The 18,436-nt window shown below is 57.1% G+C and carries 16 protein-coding genes; 5 read left to right on the top strand and 11 right to left on the bottom strand.

Annotated features, from left to right (window positions below; genetic code table 11):
- The 9 genes from Q0650_RS02590 to Q0650_RS02550 form a co-directional block, all read right to left on the bottom strand.
- Positions 1-1,091 (bottom strand): serine/threonine-protein kinase (locus tag Q0650_RS02590; protein ID WP_298815626.1); only part of this gene is annotated, 1,091 nt, incomplete at its 3' end.
- A 159-nt stretch (positions 1,092-1,250) separates the two neighbouring features.
- Positions 1,251-2,657: a GTPase Era gene (gene era, locus Q0650_RS02585; protein ID WP_298815624.1), complete on the bottom strand. Its 1,407-nt coding sequence runs from the start codon at positions 2,655-2,657 to the stop codon at positions 1,251-1,253.
- A gap of 4 nt (positions 2,658-2,661) precedes the next feature.
- Positions 2,662-3,822, bottom strand: a complete 1,161-nt coding sequence (locus tag Q0650_RS02580; RefSeq protein ID WP_298815621.1) for an AI-2E family transporter — start codon at positions 3,820-3,822, stop codon at positions 2,662-2,664.
- A gap of 189 nt (positions 3,823-4,011) precedes the next feature.
- Positions 4,012-4,287, bottom strand: coding sequence for a cell division topological specificity factor MinE (gene minE, locus Q0650_RS02575; RefSeq protein WP_298815619.1), 276 nt, complete (start codon positions 4,285-4,287; stop codon positions 4,012-4,014).
- 14 nt (positions 4,288-4,301) lie between these two features.
- Complete coding sequence (gene minD, locus Q0650_RS02570) at positions 4,302-5,102, bottom strand: septum site-determining protein MinD (RefSeq protein WP_298815616.1); 801 nt, start codon at positions 5,100-5,102, stop codon at positions 4,302-4,304.
- Positions 5,103-5,111: 9 nt separating this feature from the next.
- The gene (minC, locus tag Q0650_RS02565; RefSeq protein ID WP_298815614.1) at positions 5,112-5,774 is read right to left on the bottom strand and encodes a septum site-determining protein MinC; all 663 of its coding nucleotides are present in this window, start codon (positions 5,772-5,774) and stop codon (positions 5,112-5,114) included.
- A 562-nt stretch (positions 5,775-6,336) separates the two neighbouring features.
- Positions 6,337-6,783, bottom strand: coding sequence for an iron-sulfur cluster insertion protein ErpA (gene erpA, locus Q0650_RS02560; RefSeq protein ID WP_298815612.1), 447 nt, complete (start codon positions 6,781-6,783; stop codon positions 6,337-6,339).
- Positions 6,784-6,899: 116 nt separating this feature from the next.
- The gene (locus tag Q0650_RS02555) at positions 6,900-8,669 is read right to left on the bottom strand and encodes a heme o synthase (protein WP_298815610.1); all 1,770 of its coding nucleotides are present in this window, start codon (positions 8,667-8,669) and stop codon (positions 6,900-6,902) included.
- A 129-nt stretch (positions 8,670-8,798) separates the two neighbouring features.
- On the bottom strand, positions 8,799-9,011 hold the full coding sequence (locus Q0650_RS02550; RefSeq protein ID WP_298815608.1) for a hypothetical protein: 213 nt from the start codon (positions 9,009-9,011) through the stop codon (positions 8,799-8,801).
- A 472-nt stretch (positions 9,012-9,483) separates the two neighbouring features.
- On the opposite strand from Q0650_RS02550, the gene ligA reads away from it, so the two are divergent.
- Positions 9,484-11,613, top strand: a complete 2,130-nt coding sequence (ligA, locus tag Q0650_RS02545) for an NAD-dependent DNA ligase LigA (protein WP_298815606.1) — start codon at positions 9,484-9,486, stop codon at positions 11,611-11,613.
- A 150-nt stretch (positions 11,614-11,763) separates the two neighbouring features.
- Here the strand turns inward: ligA and Q0650_RS02540 are convergent, their stop codons facing one another.
- A complete protein-coding gene (locus Q0650_RS02540) occupies positions 11,764-12,942 on the bottom strand; it encodes a zinc-dependent metalloprotease (protein ID WP_298815604.1) in 1,179 nt (392 codons plus the stop codon).
- 124 nt (positions 12,943-13,066) lie between these two features.
- Complete coding sequence (gene selB, locus Q0650_RS02535; protein WP_298815602.1) at positions 13,067-14,911, bottom strand: selenocysteine-specific translation elongation factor; 1,845 nt, start codon at positions 14,909-14,911, stop codon at positions 13,067-13,069.
- A gap of 138 nt (positions 14,912-15,049) precedes the next feature.
- Here selB and Q0650_RS02530 point away from each other — a divergent pair, with 138 nt between their 5' ends.
- The 4 genes from Q0650_RS02530 (at position 15,050) to Q0650_RS02515 (ending at position 18,301) form a co-directional block, all read left to right on the top strand.
- Positions 15,050-15,649 (top strand): DNA-3-methyladenine glycosylase, encoded by a 600-nt coding sequence (locus Q0650_RS02530; RefSeq protein ID WP_298815600.1) that lies wholly within the window; start codon positions 15,050-15,052, stop codon positions 15,647-15,649.
- A gap of 72 nt (positions 15,650-15,721) precedes the next feature.
- A complete protein-coding gene (gene rph / locus Q0650_RS02525) occupies positions 15,722-16,474 on the top strand; it encodes a ribonuclease PH (RefSeq protein WP_298815598.1) in 753 nt (250 codons plus the stop codon).
- Between the two features lie 74 nt (positions 16,475-16,548).
- Positions 16,549-17,775, top strand: a complete 1,227-nt coding sequence (locus tag Q0650_RS02520) for a tetratricopeptide repeat protein (RefSeq protein WP_298815596.1) — start codon at positions 16,549-16,551, stop codon at positions 17,773-17,775.
- 355 nt (positions 17,776-18,130) lie between these two features.
- A complete protein-coding gene (locus Q0650_RS02515; RefSeq protein WP_298815594.1) occupies positions 18,131-18,301 on the top strand; it encodes a hypothetical protein in 171 nt (56 codons plus the stop codon).
- Positions 18,302-18,436 lie beyond the last annotated feature (135 nt).

Genomic DNA, 18,436 nt, shown 5'->3' with positions numbered 1-18,436 from the left:
GGTGATGGCGCAGGAGCCGGTTGCGCCACCTTTGCCGGTGGGGTGGCCGCAGCCGACGGTGATGGCGCAGGAGCCGGCACTGACGCAGCCGGCGGCGAGCCCGATGCCGAACGAGCAGGCATCGGCGCGGCAACTGACGGCGCAACCCGCACCTGAACTGGCTGCGCCTGCGGTTGCGCCGTTGGGATGAGCGCAGCGCGAAACTCTTCCATCGTGGCGAAACGATCTTTTGCCACCTTCTGCAACGCCTTCTCGAGCGCAGCGCTCACCCGTTCGGAGATAGATGGCTCCAGCGACCGCGCTGGCGGAAACGAGAACGGCATCTCTCGGGTCGGATCACGCCCGGTCAGCAGATGGTGCAGCGTCGCTGCCAGCGCATAGATGTCGGATTGCGGTGTTGCCAGTCCCTGGTACTGCTCAGGCGGCGCATAACCCGGCGTGCCGATCTGCGTGCCACGTTCGGTAGGCTTGAACAGCTTGGCTATCCCGAAATCGATCAGCTTGACATCGCCACTCGGCTCAACCATCACATTCGAGGGCTTCATGTCGCGATAAACCAGCCCTTTACCGTGCAGATAGCCGAGCACATCACAAATCTCATCGGCCCAGCGCAACACTCGTTGCTCGTCGATTCGCCCCTCGCGTTCGAGAATCTGCTCAAGATCTTCGCCACGGATAAAATCCATGGTCAGGTAGTGGCGGCCCTCATCGGTAAAATGGCTATAGACCCGCGGAATGCGCGGATGACGCAGTTGTTGCAGCAATTCGGCTTCAGCATTGAACCGTTCAACGGCTTCAGCCCGCTCCTTCGGATCGACAAACCGGTCGAGCATCTCTTTGATTGCATACACTCGACCGTGCTGATCAATCCCCTCGTAAACCGCACCCTGTCCACCACGCTTGATAATCCGGGTAATCACATAGCGCCGATCATCGGTCGGCTGATCGTTGTTCAGCACGACATCGTGACCGCAATGCTGACAAAATTTTGCTCGCCGCAGGTTCTGCTTATGGCAGATCGGACAGAGGATTTCGGTCACCTCAGCCATAACACTCCATGTTGTGGTAGACGGCGAGCGTTGGGTTGCCATCGTTGCTTGCGCCTCACGTTCAAGCAGCTAACCGAATCTAATCTATCGGATCATACGCAATTGGCGGCAACAAAGTTGCAGTTCAGAGACTGCAAGCAACGATTTAGGCTGTGACCGCAGTCATGGGGCTACCGGTGAACGCGCGCCACAGGACCCAGATCAAAGAAAATTCTTTGCCCGATAGCCCAACCACCCTAGCGCCCCCGGATCGTCACGCCAGTTGGGGCGAACCTTCACCCACAAATCGAGATAGACCGTCCGTCCCAGCATCCGTTCAATCGAAGCGCGCGCCGCGCTACCGATCTTCTTCAGCATACTACCACCGGCGCCGATCAGGATGCCCTTCTGGCTCTCTTTCTCGACATTGATCGTCATGCGAATATAGGTAGCGGTCTCTTTTTCCAGCCACTCTTCAACTTCGACCGCGATTGCGTGCGGCACCTCTTGTTGCAGATAGAAGAGCGCCTTTTCTCGCACAAATTCAGCAGCAAGCTGTTGCTCGCTCTGATCGGTAATCTGATCAAGTGGATAGAGTGGTGGCCCGGCGGGCAGCCGCGCGCTGATTTCACTCAGCAAAGCCGCCAGCCCTAAGCGACGACGCGCCGAGATGGCAATCTCCATTTCCCACTGCCCCAACTCACGATAGGCAGGCAGGTAATTGGCGCCGGGTTGAAGCGGTTTCTGATCAACTTTATTGAGAACGAGCAATTTATGGCCGCGCGCGCGCTGAACCTGCTGCGCAATCATGCGGTCGAGACGACTCGGCGGCTGGCTAATATCAACCATAAAACAGATCACATCGGCGTTGGGCAGAGTGCGTTCGGCCAGCTCGACCATCAATTTGCCCAACCGGTGATCTGGTTCGTGAATACCGGGAGTATCGATAAAGATAATCTGCTCACCAGGTCGCGTCAAAATACCGCGCACCGGCACCCGCGTAGTCTGAGGTCGTGGCGAAACGATAGCCACCTTTTCTCCCAACAAAGCATTGAGCAGCGTGCTTTTGCCGACGTTTGGCTTGCCTACCAGCGCGACAAACCCCGACCGCCATTGTTCAGGCGGAATCTCCGGCGCCGTTTCGGTCGCAACCTCGTCTGTCGTTTCGTCAGAAGGGTTCAGTGGCGGCCCAAAGACGACCGGCCCTTCACCATCGACTGGCTCATCATCGAAGGGCACCATCCACGGCGTCAGGCGAGCTAATCGTTCCGGCGCGCGCCACTCATCGGGCAATAGCAACTCTATCCCCAGAACCAGATCGTCATCATCGAGATCGAGAACGGCGATCTCGTCGAGTTTGACCACCTCTGCCGGCTCTTCGTCAGCAATCCGAATATAAAGATGGCCATGCTCGCCATCGAGCCAATTGTGCGACCCTTCAAGCGCCAGCTCAAGCTGACTGAGGATCACATCATCGTCGAGGTCGATCCGGCAACCAATAATAGCCCCTTGCGCATCGAGCAGCAAATGCGCCGGATACTCCATCACCACAGTCGCCTCGCCTGCGGTCAAATCGGTAAAGTAGAGATAAAGCGTTCCAACGTCTGGATCAAGCGAACAATATTTCATGCGACTATCCTTGCGAACCGAACGCCACCTCGCCGGTCGCCGGCTCAGACTGCGCAGCAACAACCGGTCGATCGGTATCGGATGGCGGTTCGAGCTGATCGGTCAACTTCCGATACACATAACTGAGCAAAATCCTGATCACGGCAGCGATTGGGATCGAGATAAACAGACCAAAAGCGCCGGCGAGCGCGCCGCCGGCCAGAATGGCAAAGATCACGACACCCGGATGCAGGCGTACCAGCGGTCCCATCACGTTTGGAATGATAAAGTGATCTTCAATCTGGCGCAACACGAAATAGATCACCCCTAACAGCACAGCCAGCGCCACATTCGAGAGCCCGAATGGCGTCACCGGTTGAAACAGCGCCACAGTCATCGCAATCCCCGCTGCCGACCATGGGCCGATAATCGGCAAAATTTCGAGCACCCCTGACGCGACGGCAATCACCAGCGCATAGGGCACCTGTAAAATCGAGAGCGGAATATATAGCAACACCGACATAATCACAATCAAAATCAACTGACCGCGAATATAAGCGCTAAACACCCGATCGATCTGATAACCGAGATGGCCAATCTCACGCCGGTATGGCGGCGGGATCAGATTGCGGGCCCAGGCCTTCAATTGAGGCGCCTGCAAGAGCAAATAGAACGTAATGATCAGATAGACCAACAGATAAATAACACTTTCGAGAGCTGAAAAGACAATTTTCGGCACATTACCGCTTAGCCAACCGGCCATATCGCGGATCAATCCGATCACTTGCGCCTCAAGTGGAGCCAGACTAATCACAAAATCGCCCAGCTCAACCGACTGATTCTGTTCAAAAAAGATCGTCAACTCGCGAATAATTACCGGCGCGCTGGCAGCCAGATCGCGGCTCTGCTGAACAATTCGCGGCCAGAGAGCGGTAAACAGGGCATACAACGCCAGGCCAACCACGACATAGAGCACGATAATCCAGATCGCGCGACCGATATTTGTGCGACGGTGTAGCCAGCCGATTAAAGGATTAAACAGATAAGCGGTAATAATCGCCCCGATAAACGGCGGCAAAATGTGGGTCACTCCTATCAGCAACAGGATCGTCAGCGCAACAACGATAGCGCTGCTGATCCACTTAGCCTGATACGAAAAGCGGATTGGTCGCGATTCGGCATCCATGATACGTCTTTCCCATCATGATAATGACAGAGGCTTCGCCTGACCTGCCAGGCCACGGTCGCCAACACAGCGACGCATCGCTTCAGTTCTGGCAGCACTGTATGGAATAGAGAATACAGAAACGGGCGACGAATCACCTGTGATGTGATTCGTTGCCCTTCATTATAGCGAGAAAGGCGAACAGCGCCGCTACCGGTGAGAAGATTGATCGGTGGCGCGACGCAGCGGCACATCGGCTTTGAGCAGATCGTGCGCCTCACCCCGACTCAGGGTCACCTCGATCTGATCAGCATCGATAGCCGGCAAGTAGCGCTTGAGCACCTCGGCCAGATCGGCTTTCATCTGCGCCATCATTTCAGGCGTGAGTTTATAGCGATCATCGATCAGCACCGTCAACAGCCGTTGTTTGGCCAGCTCGGCGCTTGAGTCGCGTTTTCGACCAAAGAGGCCGTTGAGGAATGACACAGACACTCCTTTCGCTACGTTCGTCGCCGCCCAAACAGACCGAGCAAGCGATCAAGCATCCCCTGCTGGTCAGGAATCGCCATCACCGGAACATCTTCACCGGCCAGACGCTGGGCAATATTAATATAGGCCCGCCCGGCAAGCGAACTGGGATCGTAGACTGCCGCTTCACCACGATTGGTTGCAATAACGATAGTCTCATCTTCAGGCACAATGCCGAGCAGCGAAATCGCCAGCAACTCGAGCACATCTTCAACTGAGAGCATCTCGCCACGGCTGACCAGCCGCGGTTTGATGCGATTGATCACAAGGGACGCCGGGCCTTTCTCGGCGGCTTCAACGAGACCAACGATCCGGTCAGCATCGCGCACTGCCGACACTTCAGGGGTGGTAACGATAATCACCTCATCGGCTCCGGCGATAGCATTGCGAAAACCGGCTTCGATCCCGGCGGGACTATCGATCAACACATAATCGAACTCAGCGCGCAACTGATTGGTCAAATCGATCATTTGCTGCGCGTTAACCGCATCTTTATCACGGGTTTGAGCGGCGGGTAGCAGGCACAACTCAGGCAGACGCTTATCTTTGATTAACGCCTGCCGCAACCGGGCCCGCCCTTCAACCACATCAACCAGGTCGTAGACAATGCGATTTTCGAGCCCCATCACCACGTCAAGGTTACGCAGGCCAATATCGGCATCTACGACAGCGACACGCGCACCCCGCATTGCCAGCGCCGTACCCAGATTAGCAGTGGTCGTCGTCTTGCCAACGCCCCCTTTGCCCGACGTGACGGTAATGACTCGCCCCATATCACCCCGCTAACGCTTGAATGCTTCCCATCCATCAACGACAATCTCGCCAGCGACGACGCGCGCAAACTCTGGCCGCCTGACTTCATTGCGCTCCGGCGCGCGCGCAATCAGATCAGCAATCCGTAACTGGGTCGGCGTAAGTTCAAGCGCGCAGATGATCGCGTTACTATCGCCTAACGCGCCAGCATGTACCATGCCACGCAAGCGCCCCCAGACTACCACACTCCCACCGGCAATGATCTCGGCGCCCGGATTGACATCACCGATCAAGGTGATATGGCCGGTATGGCGCAGCACCTGACCCGAGCGTAGCGTTCGGATAACCAGCAACGCTTCTGGTTCACCTGCCGCGACCGACCCGGTATAGCGCGGCAATGGTCGCGCCGCTAGACCAGCCGAGCGCGCTGCCGCGCGGGTAACCCGTTCGGATGAATCAACGGCGGTCGCCTGCACACCGTGTTGACGCATCAGGGTCAGTATTTCATCGAGCTGAGCGGGTGAGACCTCGCGTTCACCGAGATCAATCACCAGACTGGCACCGTGAAAGAAACCGCGCCGCTCGCTTAAATGCTGATCGAGCCAGCTCAACAGATCCGGCCATGCAGCGCTGGCATCTAAGCGAAGTCGTAATCCATCACGGCCACCTTTAATGCTGATCAGATCGCTCATTGCCATGCTACTAGATAGAACGTATGATTGCGAGGAATTATAGCATAGCCATGGCATGTTGTCGCGATTCTTGCCGATCATGTTGCTTACAAGCAATGAGAGAAGGCGATAAGGATTGAACGATCGGGATGCTTGATGTCCGTTCCGGGCAGACATGGCGCCTTCATGCGATCATTGCCCAGGCGCGCCGGATCCTGCCTGGGTCGCTTACGGTGGTTAATGGGATCGGTGGTGAGAAGTGACCAATTTGGGCGCGCGCATTGCAAAGAGAAGGTTTTATTGAACCGTGATTGTTCGCCGTTAACAATTGTTACCCACCATGCTTACGCTTTTAGTTTGCGCGAGTGCTGGCCGGTGCAGGCTGCGAGTCTGTCGCAACAGGAGTGCCACTTCGCGGGTCAGATCTATGATGAAAACTTGCGCACTTCGGGCGTGGTTATGCAAGGGGTTCAGTCAGCGAAAGAGATGTTGTCGAAGTAAAACTTGCCTCTCAGAAGCGATTACCCACGTGAAAAGCGGCAGGTTTGTTACCTGCCGCCTTCATCATCAACCTCAATCAGGCTTAGTAGCCGCATGTGCCGCAGCCACCGCCAACCGGCGCGTCGTCATCGTCTTCGCTATATTCGGTATCGCGGGCGCGGAACGAATGGCCGCAGCCACACGATGATACCGCGTTCGGGTTATCAATCTTAAAGCCGCCACCCATCAATGTATCAACAAAGTCGATCGATGCGCCCATCAGATAGTTGGCGCTAATCGGATCGACCAGCACGCGCAGGCTGCCGGCGTAGAACTCGTTGTCGCCCTCACGAACTTCATCATCGAAGGTCATACCATATTGGAGGCCCGAGCAGCCACCACCGGCGACAAATACGCGCAGAGCGTAACCCTCAAGCTGCTTTTCCTGCATCATCTTGAGCAGGCGCGTGGCAGCGGCTTCGCTGATCATCAATAGCGGTTGCGGGGTAGCCGATTGCACGCCAATCTGATCGACACCTATCATTGTCATGGAAGACTCCTTGACCTCCTGCATTGCCGCTCACACGGCGATTCTTGACATGTAGCTAAAGTATACACCATCCTGACGTAAATTGCTAGTCGTAGCTTTCGTAAATCGGTCGGCAACTACCGAAGAATCAGCCGATCGGCAACCATAACCACGAATAGCAGCGCCAGATAGAGAAGCGAATATTTGTACAATCCCCAAATAGCGGCCTGATCACCGATCCGCCAGACTGCCCAGGCATCACGCATGAAGCGGAGACCGAAGACCAATGCGCCGACCAGATAGATCCAGCTCATAGCGCCAATGGCAACCGGCAACAACGATACGGCAACCATGATTGCCGAATAGACCAGAATCTGCCAGCGGGTTTCGACCTCGCCCGCTACGACCGGCAACATTGGCACCCCGGCGCGGGCATAATCTTTCTGTTTGACCAGCGCCAAAGCCCAGAAGTGCGGCGGTGTCCAGTAGAAGATAATGGCAAAGAGCACGACGGCCATCAGGCTGACCGAACCGGTAACTGCCGTCCAACCAACCAGGGGCGGGATCGCGCCGGCGCCACCGCCGATAATGATGTTCTGCCACGTGCTGCGTTTGAGCAGACTGGTATAGAAGTAGGCATAGTAGATAATACCGAGGAAGGCAAAGAAAGCTGCCAGGGGCGTGGTGAAGACCCAGAGCACGACGATCGACAACACACTGAGGATTGCGCCAAAAACAAACGCAGCTCGCGCTGAGATCCGCCCACTTGGCACCGGTCGGCGGCTGGTGCGCCCCATATTGACATCAATATCGCTATCGAACGCGCAGTTGATTGCGCCGGCGCCGCCAGCCGCCAGATAACCCCCGATCATTGTCCACAACACCAGCCACCATGATGGCAAACCGGCCTCAGTAATGAACATTGTGGTCAGGGTCGTTACCAGCAGCAATGAAATCACTTTTGGTTTTGTCAGACTGATATAGTCGGCCACCACCATCCGCCATTTCGACACAGGACGAGTGGCCGGAGTTGTCGTTGCGGTAGCAAAGGTTAACGGCGCGCGTTGGATCGCCACAGCAGCGGCTATTGCGCCAGCCCAGAGCAGCGCAGCCGCAGTAAGGCTGAGCAGATGCCCACCGGCAGGAATGAACCAGCCGATCAGTGCCAGCGCGGCCAGGCCGGGCAACAAGGGGCTGTAGCGCGGCAAAGCCAGCGCCAGAGCCGAGGTTTGCGCTTCTACAGGCAATCGTCGGCGCGCTTCAACCGCCATCCACAATGACAGGAATGCGGCAAAGCTGAGCGCGCCAACACTATTTGCCGGCAGAGCAACTGCCATCTCTAACTCAGGAGCTACGCTACGAGCGCCGATTGCCAGCGCAGCAACGCCGGCTGCCGCTGCCGTCCACACGGCCAACCCGCGGAGACGACGCTGCGTCTGCGCCGCCCGCCCAGACAGTCGTTCAACGGTTGCTGGCGCGGGAATTGCAATCAGGATAAACGTCAACACCTGCGCGCCAAAGGCCAGAAGCGCGCCGGTCAGATGCCATACGTCGGCTACCATTGCCGGCACGCCCCATACCAGCAACGCTCCGGCCAGCGCTTGCGACAGGAAGATGATCGCGGCGGCCAGCGCCATCCAACGCGGCAGGCCTGCTGTTTCCGGGGAGCGCCATACGGCCCATACGCCGCCGATCACTGCCAGAAGCGCCAGCGCTACGATTGCGCGGTGGCCGAGTGAAATCCAGACCAGCGGATTGGCGCTATCACTCAATGCTTCCAAACACAACGGCCACGACGAACACGCCGCCGCGCTGGCCGAGATGGTTACCAGACCGCCAGAAATGATCGTGGCTAACGTTAAGATCAGGCCAAGTAGTAAGATCTGTACGCGCTTCCGAGCCGCCATACCAGTCCTCGCCACATTCATATTCATAGAAGGCTCTGACGCATCATATGCTCTTGGTATCGAGCAATACACCGATGCACTGATGTATCTCTGGATGATCAAACAACTGTGCTGCCAGATTGTCTGTTCCTACGGCAGGGCCAGATAGGCTGCGCCAAACAGCGCCAGTGTGGCCAGCGCCGTTACCAGCGTCCAACCCAGATCGGCCCGCCCGTCGCTGCGCGGCACATTGGCCGGGGCCGGCGCGGGGTGACGGTATAATCGCCACGCGGCAACGATTAACGGTATTTGTCCGCCGATAGCGACAATTGCCGCTATCCAGAAGATAAACCACGCTAACATAGGTCGTACCTCAATATTCGTGGATTCTCTCACTAAAATAGCACTGGCGAAATTATACCACGCGCCTCACAAAGGCAACAGTGAACGTTTCAATACTGCATTGCGATTTAGGGCACTGTAATGCAGTTTTTTTCGTTGAGATCTGTTAACTATCAAACCGGTATCTGTCATTGCGCCAGGACAACAGACTACATGCGGATGTGGGGATGGGACAATACTGTTTGAGGCAACTGATTGCAGAGCAATGCGCCAGCAGCTTCAACTTACTGTGTTACAATGAAGCACGGATGTTCGGATGAAACCGTTATCAGAAACACGAAACCCCCTGGCAACTGCCAGCGGGTCTCGTGTGGGGGGGGTAATAATAGAGTAACCGTTCTTTTACTTTCTTGCAACTCCCCCAATGGTACTACTTTCAAGCCATCTGGTATAGTACCAGGGGTGGAGTTCTACGATAAGTCTGGAGTCGCTCATGAGCCAAACCGATATCTTCCAGCGCATCAACGAGCTGCGAACACTGATCCGACGCTACGACTACCATTACTATGTGCTCGATGATCCGATAGTCAGCGACGCCGAATATGATGCCCTGATGGCCGAGCTGCGCGCGCTGGAAGCGGCCCATCCCGAATTGATCACGCCAGACTCACCTACCCAGCGCGTGAGTGGCACGCCAGCCAGCCAGTTTGCCAAAGTTCGCCATCCCCAACCAATGTTGTCGCTCGGGAATGCCTTTTCGCGCAGCGATCTGGTGGCCTGGCGCGACCGGGCACTGCGCCTGCTCGGCAATGACGCAGCGATTGCCTGCGTTGTTGAACCGAAAATCGACGGTCTGGCGATTGCGCTGACCTTTCGTGACGGACAATTTATCCAGGGCGCAACCCGCGGCGATGGCGAGATCGGCGAGGATGTCACGGCCAACCTGCGCACCATTAGCAGCATTCCGTTGGTGTTATATCCGCCTGATAACACATCTGACCCGGATCTGCCCGCAACTCTGCCCACAATGATTGAGGTACGCGGCGAAGTTTATATGCGTACCGCTGATTTTGAGGCCCTCAATGATCGGCTGGCTGCTGCCGGCGAGAAGATCTTTGCCAATCCACGCAACGCCGCTGCCGGTTCACTACGCCAGAAAGATCCGGCAATCACTGCGGCCCGACCGCTGCGCTTCTTCGCCTATGGTGTTGGTCCGGTCGAAGGGGTCAACTTGACCAGTCAGTGGCAGACGCTGCGCTATCTGCGCGCGCTGGGTTTTCCGGTTAACCAGGATGCGCGCCGGTTTACCGATTTTGATCAGGTACTTGCCTACTGCGACGAGTGGATGGCGCGTCGTGATTCATTGCCATACGAAGCAGATGGCATGGTCATCAAGATCGATGATTTTGCTCAGCAGCGCGAGCTTGGCGTTGTCGGGCGCGATCCGCGCTGGGCAATTGCGTTCAAATTCCCGGCACGTGAAGCCATTACACGCTTGCTCGACATTACCGTCAATGTCGGACGCACGGGTGTGGTAACCCCAAACGCCGAGCTGGAACCGGTGCAGATCGGCGGTGTGACGGTGCGTAACGCCAGTCTGCACAATGCCGACTACATTACCCAGCGCGATATTCGGATTGGTGATTATGTCATCGTGAAACGAGCAGGTGATGTGATTCCCTATGTGGTTGGGCCGGTTGTGGCTCGTCGCGACGGCAGTGAGCGGCCCTGGCAATTTCCCAGTCATTGCCCGGCCTGCGGCTCGCCACTCGAACGCGAAGAGGGAGAAGCAGCGTGGCGTTGCAATAATTTTAGTATCTGCCCGGCGCAACTGGTGCGTCGCGTCGAGCATTTTGTCAGTCGCGCTGCGCTCGATATTGTCGGGATGGGTGAACGACAGGCCGAATTGTTTGTCCAGCTTGGTCTCGTCCGCGATGTGGCCGATCTGTTCTATCTGAAGGCCGAACAACTGGAAGGGATCGAAGGTTTTGGCCCTAAGCGAATTGCCAATTTGCTGGCCGCCATCGATGCGGCGCGTCAGCGTCCGCTCGACCGCCTGATCGTCGGCTTAGGCATCCGTTACGTGGGCACAGTGGCTGCGCAAACGCTGGTCAATGCGCTTGGTTCGCTTGACGCGATTATGAATGCGCGTCAGGAAGAGCTGGAACAGATTCCCGGCATTGGTCCGGTCGCGGCGGCGAGCATTGTCGATTTCTTCTCTCGACCGGAGAATCGAGCGCTGATCGAGAAACTACGCGCCGCCGGTCTGCGCCTTAATGGCGCGCCTCAACACGAACGCCAGAGCGACAGTCTTGCCGGCAAGACCTTCGTTATCACCGGCACGTTGCCATCGATGACCCGCGAGCAGGCGAGTGCCCTGATCATCGCTCACGGCGGGAAGGTAACCGATAACGTGAGTAAGAAGACGAGTTATGTCGTTGCCGGGACAAATGCCGGCAGTAAGCTGGCGAAAGCGACTCAATTAAACATTCCGGTGCTGGATGAGGCCAGCCTGCTGGCCTTGATTGGTATCGCGCCAACGTCTGCCGCGGCGCAGCCAGCGCCTGAGGAAACGCCGACGGCAACTGAAAGCGGTCAATTATCACTGCCCCTAGAGCAGTAGGTAGCGAGCCGCTCACAGGAAACGAAAGAAAACCGGCACATCAAAGGGAACGGGGTTCGCACATCACCCGTTCCCTGATAGTGACAGTTATAGTCAGGATAGCAGTTCATAACCGCATGTCGTGGCCGGCGCCAGACATGCGCCAGATCGCTAGCTCTGTCGATCCATCCGAAGCATCCACTGCGCCGGATTGCGGATTTCGTCCATTAACGGCAAGTTTTCCGGTCGTTCCCATACCCGGCTGGCAAACTTGATCCCGCGCGCGGCGACGATTGCATTTATAAAAGCTTCACCCTGCTGATATTGGGCAAGCTTGAGGTCGAGACCGGTCAACCGAAAGACCATTTGATCGAGCATGGTGCGTTGACGCTGACGCTGAGCAATCTGCTGTTCGATCTGGCTAAAAGTGGGCAAGAGCCGTCGTCCGACCGCATTCATAACGTGGTTACCGTAGCCTTCGATAATCGACATGAGAGCCTGGATGCGGTCAAAAACGGCTCGCTGCTCCGGCGTCAGCAGCGTCTCGATCCAGTGCTGTCCACTACCAATTCCTTGCAGCAACCGCATAAGCGCATCAACCAGGCTACTGCCACTGCTTAGCATCTGGCCGCTCATAAGAGCAAAATTCTGCTCAAGCAGCTCGCGGAAGTATGAACGCACCCATGGGTAAGCCTCAAACTCGAAAGCGTGGGTCATCTCGTGGAGGGTAATCCACAGCCGGAAGTCTTCGTCACTCAGGCCAAGCTGCTGTTGCACCCGGGCAATGTTTGGTTCGACAAAATAGAGAGCGCCACCAGTCGCTTCCGCCGAGAGCAAACTCAGATCGTACTGGCCGAGCACGCGCTGCGCCAGATAGCCCAACAATCCGCCAATCTGCATCCCAAGCAGTTTGCTGCTGACATCATTCACCACCATGCCGAGCGCGCCACGTCCGCCGCCATTCTTCTCGTACATCTCCTCGATTGGGCGGAAGAGCTGACTGAACGAAACAATATTTGCTTCCAGCCATTCGCGTCGATCAAAGACGAAGATGCGACTGACCGGCTCCGGTAACTGCACGCCAAGATAGTCGGCGATGAGCGGTTCGCTCAGCGCCACCATACGCGCATACTGCTGACGGCGGAAAGGCCGGTTATCCACTGGAGCCTGTTCCCACTGCGAGAGGCGCAACGCAGCCTGGCGAGCCTGGTTCCAATCGATCAGGCCAATCTGGGTGCGGCTATCGCTGCGCGCGCGCGCCTCAAAGTAGTAGCGAGCCGCCAGACCTGCCGCCATACCGAGCAGCAGGGCAGCGCCGAAGCGGCGCAAATCACTCTGATTGTTAGCCAAGGTCAGCTCCTTTCTGATGGATGCTGGAACATCGTGGTGATAATGGAGAGTCTATCACGTTTCATGGTTGCCTGTCCAATCCTTTCACAGACCAACTGCCGGAGGAGGCGATAACACACTGTGCCTATGCCAGCACGCGCACATCACCCTGGCGGCGAGTAACCCGCCGTTCGTCGAGATGCTCGAGCAGAGCGACGGCGTAGCGCCGCGAGATGCCGAAATGATCACGCAATTGGGCTACCGTCACGCTACCCTGCGCTTCAATCGCCTTCCGCACCCAGGAGACCATCGCGGCATATGCGTCAGGCAGCAGGTAGAGTTCGGGCGCAATCTTGACCAGTAGCCCCTGATCGAGCGCCCATGCCAGCAGATCGCCATCGAGATCGAGTGGGGGCGGCGCATAGGGCGAGCGCGCCATTGCCGCGAGTTGCCGGTCGAGTTGTTGCCGTTGCGCAGCCCCCGGCTGCGGAATGAAATCGGCGAGTCGCGCGGTGGTCTCGTCAATGCCGATCAGGCCTTCAGCCAGCGCCACAGCGAGCACCCCCGACCAGATCCGCGCCGACAGTTGCAAACGTTGCCGTACCTCTTCGCGCGGCATCCCGCGCCGGAGCGGAAACCGTTGGTGGTATGACGCCAGCAAATCGCGCAGTGTTGCGCGTACCTTTGCCCAGCCATCGGCGCTGATCAGGGCATCATTTCCCAAAGCAACCAGTTGACCATTCGCGCGCAAGGCCGGTAATGCTGTCTCGGCTTCAGTTTCGGTAACCCCCGCTGCAGCCAGGACTTCGGTCCGCAATCGCGGACGACCATCCGCCAGAGTCTGGGCAATTCGTTCAGCGGGAGTACCCTGCGCGCGCAGGGCAAGCGCTGTTATAACGTCAGAGCGAAAACGCCGATGGCGCGGCGGATGCGGATCAACGACAACGCCACCGGCTACGGTCTGACTGGGTGAGGGAATCCGAAGAATGAATCGGTCACCGGCAATAGCCACTACCGGCATGGTCAGCCGAATCTGCACCCAATCTGTCGCGCCGGGCATAAGCTCATCGGCGGTGAGCAGCGACAACCGGCACGGCGCTTCACTGGTTCCGATGAACAGATCAAGCGCAGCATTGTGGCGTAATGAAGTATCGCCTACCACCCGCACCTGCGCATCAAGCAACGTTGTTGGCGAAAGCGCACCAGGCACCGTCAGCACATCACCGCGCCTGATGTCACGATAATGTACATTGGCCAGATTGACGGCTACCCGCATCCCGGGCAGCGCCTGTTCGATTGAACGTCGATGGCTTTGCAGGCCACGAATGCGCGCGCGCAGACCTTGCGGCAGGATTTCTACCTCTTGCCCGGGAGTCAACGGGCCATTACGCAACACACCGGTCACCACAGCGCCAAAACCGGCAATAGTAAAACTACGGTCAATTGCCAGTCGCGGCGTGCCGTGCTCCTGATCACGGGCAGGCAATGTAGCAAGCAACCGATCAAGCGCCTGTACCAACTCGACCAAACCGGCGCCGGTACGCGCCGACACCGGAATGATCGGCGCATCGGCCAGTACGCTCCCGGACAGCGTTGCGCGCACCTCATCGCGCGCCAGCGCCAACCACTCATCATCAACCAGATCGATCTTATTTAAGGCTACAATCCCGTGTCGGATCCCCAAAAGATCGATGATCGCCAGATGTTCGCGCGTCTGTGGCATTACTGCCTCATCGGCGGCAACCACCAATAGCACTGCATCGATACCGCCAACACCGGCCAGCATATTCTTAATGAACCGCTCATGACCGGGCACATCAATCAGACTGACCTCGTTCCCACCTGGCAGTTTGAGCCAGGCAAAACCGAGATCGATGGTCATTTCACGTTGCTTCTCTTCTTGCAGCCGATCGGGATCGATACCGGTCAACGCCTTCACCAGGGTGGATTTACCGTGATCGACGTGGCCGGCAGTGCCTATCACAAACATACACTCCACGCTTCTAAATCGATTACGCTGGATGTCTTGTATTTATTGTAAGGTGAAATGATGCCGTGATCACAGTCCTAAGCGTGTTATATTTTCTCGAGGAAGCACAATCACGAGCCTGAACATAAACCACGCGCTATGGAAGCAGCACTTCGGCACCTGCGCGCCGTTGATCCGGCGCTGATACCGTGGATCGATCAGATCGGGCCATTCGCGCTCCAGACCCAACCCCATGGGTTTGCCACACTCGTCTACGCGATCATCAGCCAGCAGATTTCACTGACAGCAGCGCGCGCGATCCGGGATCGGTTGGCAGCAGCACTCGGCGACATTACACCGACAGCCATCCTTGCCGCCGGCGACACCACCTTGCGCGCTGCCGGTCTCTCGACCCAAAAGATCGCTTCTTTGTACGATCTGGCTGCGCGAGTGAGCGATGGTCGACTCAATCTGGCACAACTGGCCTCACTCGACGATGAAACGGCCATTGCCCATCTCACAGCGGCAAGAGGCATTGGACGCTGGACAGCCGAAATCTATCTGATATTTGGGTTGGGTCGACTCGACATCTTGCCGGCCACCGATCTTGGGTTACGCGACGCTATTCGTCTGGTCGATGAATTGCCAAAGATACCGTCGCCGAGCGAACTGCTTGCGCGAGGCGAGCGCTGGCGACCATACCGGAGCGTTGCCTGCTGGTACCTGTGGCAGATTCGGCGGATAATAACGCAACGTTAAGTAAATGCCCGTTGTCGTGATCTCCGGCATATGGTATGATGCTCAATAAGTAAGGGATAGAAACGGTTGCGTATGATGCGAAACGACGGTCGGGCTCCTGACCAACTGCGCTCCATTTCAATTGAGATCGGCGCGGCCCCCTATGCTGAAGGTTCGGCGCTGATCGCTTACGGGAATACTCGCGTGCTCTGCACAGCAACTATCGAAGACGGCGTGCCGGCCTGGATGCGCGGTCAGCAGAGCGGATGGGTCACAGCCGAATATGCAATGCTGCCGCGAGCGACCCTACAACGCACTCGCCGTGAGCGCAACGGCCCGAGTGGGCGCACACAAGAGATACAACGTCTGATTGGGCGTTCGTTGCGCGCAGCAGTTGATCTGACCGCTATCGGGGAACGCACCATCACTATCGATTGCGACGTTTTGCAGGCCGACGGCGGCACGCGCACCGCGTCGATCAGTGGCGGTTATGTCGCACTGGCGCTGGCCATCGAACACCTGGTGCGCAGTGGCGCTATTGAGACCTGGCCAACACTTACACCACTGGCTGCAGTCAGTGTTGGGATGATTCGGGATACCATGCTGCTCGATCTGTGTTACGAAGAAGACAGTCAGGCTGACCTTGACTGCAATGTCGTGATGAATGCCGCCGGCGCGTTCATCGAAGTGCAGGCTACGGCAGAGAGAGCACCGGTCACACGAGCGCAATTTGATGCGTTGTTGGATTTGGCTGAGCGCGGCATCAGGCAGATCCTGGCAGCTCAGGCTACCGCGCTGGCACCGGCGTTGCCCAACATTGCCATGAGCCACAATCCAGACTCGTGAGCCGGTCTAAAGCAGCTCATCTGCGACACCATGGCTCACAACAATCGTCCGCACAACGGACGAGGAGGTTCGCAATGACAGATGAGACCAGGCGTGTCGCCAGCCGGCGCCATTTACGGTATGGACTTGCCTTTGAGCGGAGCCAGCACCCACTGGCAGCGGCCAACCATTTTCGCATGGCAATCGCTGCCGATCCCACCCTGCGCGATGCTCATAATGCGCTCGCATTTCATTATCAGCAGCAGGGATTACTGGCAAAAGCCGCCGATGAATTTGCCGCCGTTGCCAACCTGGCCGACGACTACTTCGCCCACTTCAATCTCGGCTTCGTCTTGATCGAACTGGAACGCTACGATGAAGCTGAGCGCGAATTTCGTCGCTGCCTTGAACTTGATCCAGGAGATGCCGCTGCCCGGCTCGAGCTAGCCCATATTCACGCAGCGCGCGGCGAGTACGCCGCAGCGCTGGCTCTGCTTGAGATACCGCGCCAACGCTATTATGACGACTGGGCTGTCTTTCACCTGCTTGGCCGTTGCCTGTTTCAATTGCAGCGCTACGATGAAGCGCAACAGGCGTGGCAACAGGCACTGGCCCTGGCAACCACTTCAGATGTTCAGTTTGAATTACTGGCCAACTTGCAAAGCATCGAACGTCGGCGCGAGTTTCATACCTGCGTCGGTCTCAAAGACGATCTCTACGCGCAAGATGGCATTATCTGCCTTGGCTCGGCAATGGATGATGGGATCACCATTTCTCCGCTCCGCGATTATCAGGTAAGCGAGCGCGACGCGGCACATACCTTGCATCGCCTGCTGGCGCTGGCGCGCAGCAGCAACTGGCGCTTCGGTGGCGTGACAGCGCCTGATCTGATCAGCAAGCCACTCGCTGTCGCATTAGCGCATCTGCTTGACATACCGCAGGTTAACCTCCATCACCCGCCAGAAACAACCGCGCCGATACTGATAGCCATCGCAGTCGGACGCTCGGCAGACCTGTTTGCAATTGCGCGTGAACGCCTGCCAGCGCCTGGCCCTGGCTTTTGTCTCGCGCTCAACTGGACAAGAGGCAGCAAGCTGATGCCCGAAATCGTTGGCGTCGTAGTCGAAGGCATGTGTACGGTTACCTGGGAAACTGAGTTGCGTCAGGTGCCATCGGCTGAACAAACTATCCAGATCCAGCGGATTGCAGAGCGGATCGTTGCTCAAGCGCGGGCCTTGCCCGGCGAAGACAATCTGCCGCGCCAGATCCGCTACTACACACGCCACCATCGCCGACTGGCCATTCATGGGTTATTGCGGTAGTTGTCGCAGACGCAACTTCAGCCAACAAGTGATCAACATCTGTTCAGGCAACGCGCAGATAGCCTCGGAATCTGCCCGTCACTCATTTCCACAGAGCTTCAAAGCGTAGCAACGTAATACATTGTCACGCATAACACGAACATCTCGACGGCGCAAACTGTTCAATGCGAAGTCAGTATCAGTTGCGCCCGCGCGATAAGCGCAATGCGCGCGCTGATTGCGGGGATCAGGCCTGACTATCGGTTGCGCTCGCGCGAGGAGCGCAAACATGTTCAGACCCACTTGATCTTATCGAACATATGTGCTATTCTTAAAGAAATATCTGCATGTCGTCAGTATTGGTCACAAGGAGAAAATGCTTGCTAAAAGCCTCGACTACAGGATAACTGCTGCCCACCATCTGCGCTTGCCAGAACTGATGGTTGTCAGTCAGGGTTGTGATGTGCGTCGTTCAGACGATGGCAATGATGGGATACACGATGGCGACAGCGCGCTGACGATTGCATACTGTAGCAGTATTGATTAACTGTCATCCACGGTCACCCATCGTCGCAGTCAGGCCGGACAGTTGCAGACCGTCTGCGCCGGCTCCTCGGCGCGTCGTCGCAGTCAGGCCGGACAGTTGCAGACCGTCTGCGCCGGCTCCTCGGCGCGTCGTCGC

Origin of the sequence: uncultured Chloroflexus sp., assembly GCF_937129525.1 — a bacterium.
GTDB lineage: Bacteria > Chloroflexota > Chloroflexia > Chloroflexales > Chloroflexaceae > Chloroflexus.
The sequence above is the reverse complement of the archived record's forward strand: the minus strand, read 5'-3'. Positions and strand labels throughout refer to the sequence as shown.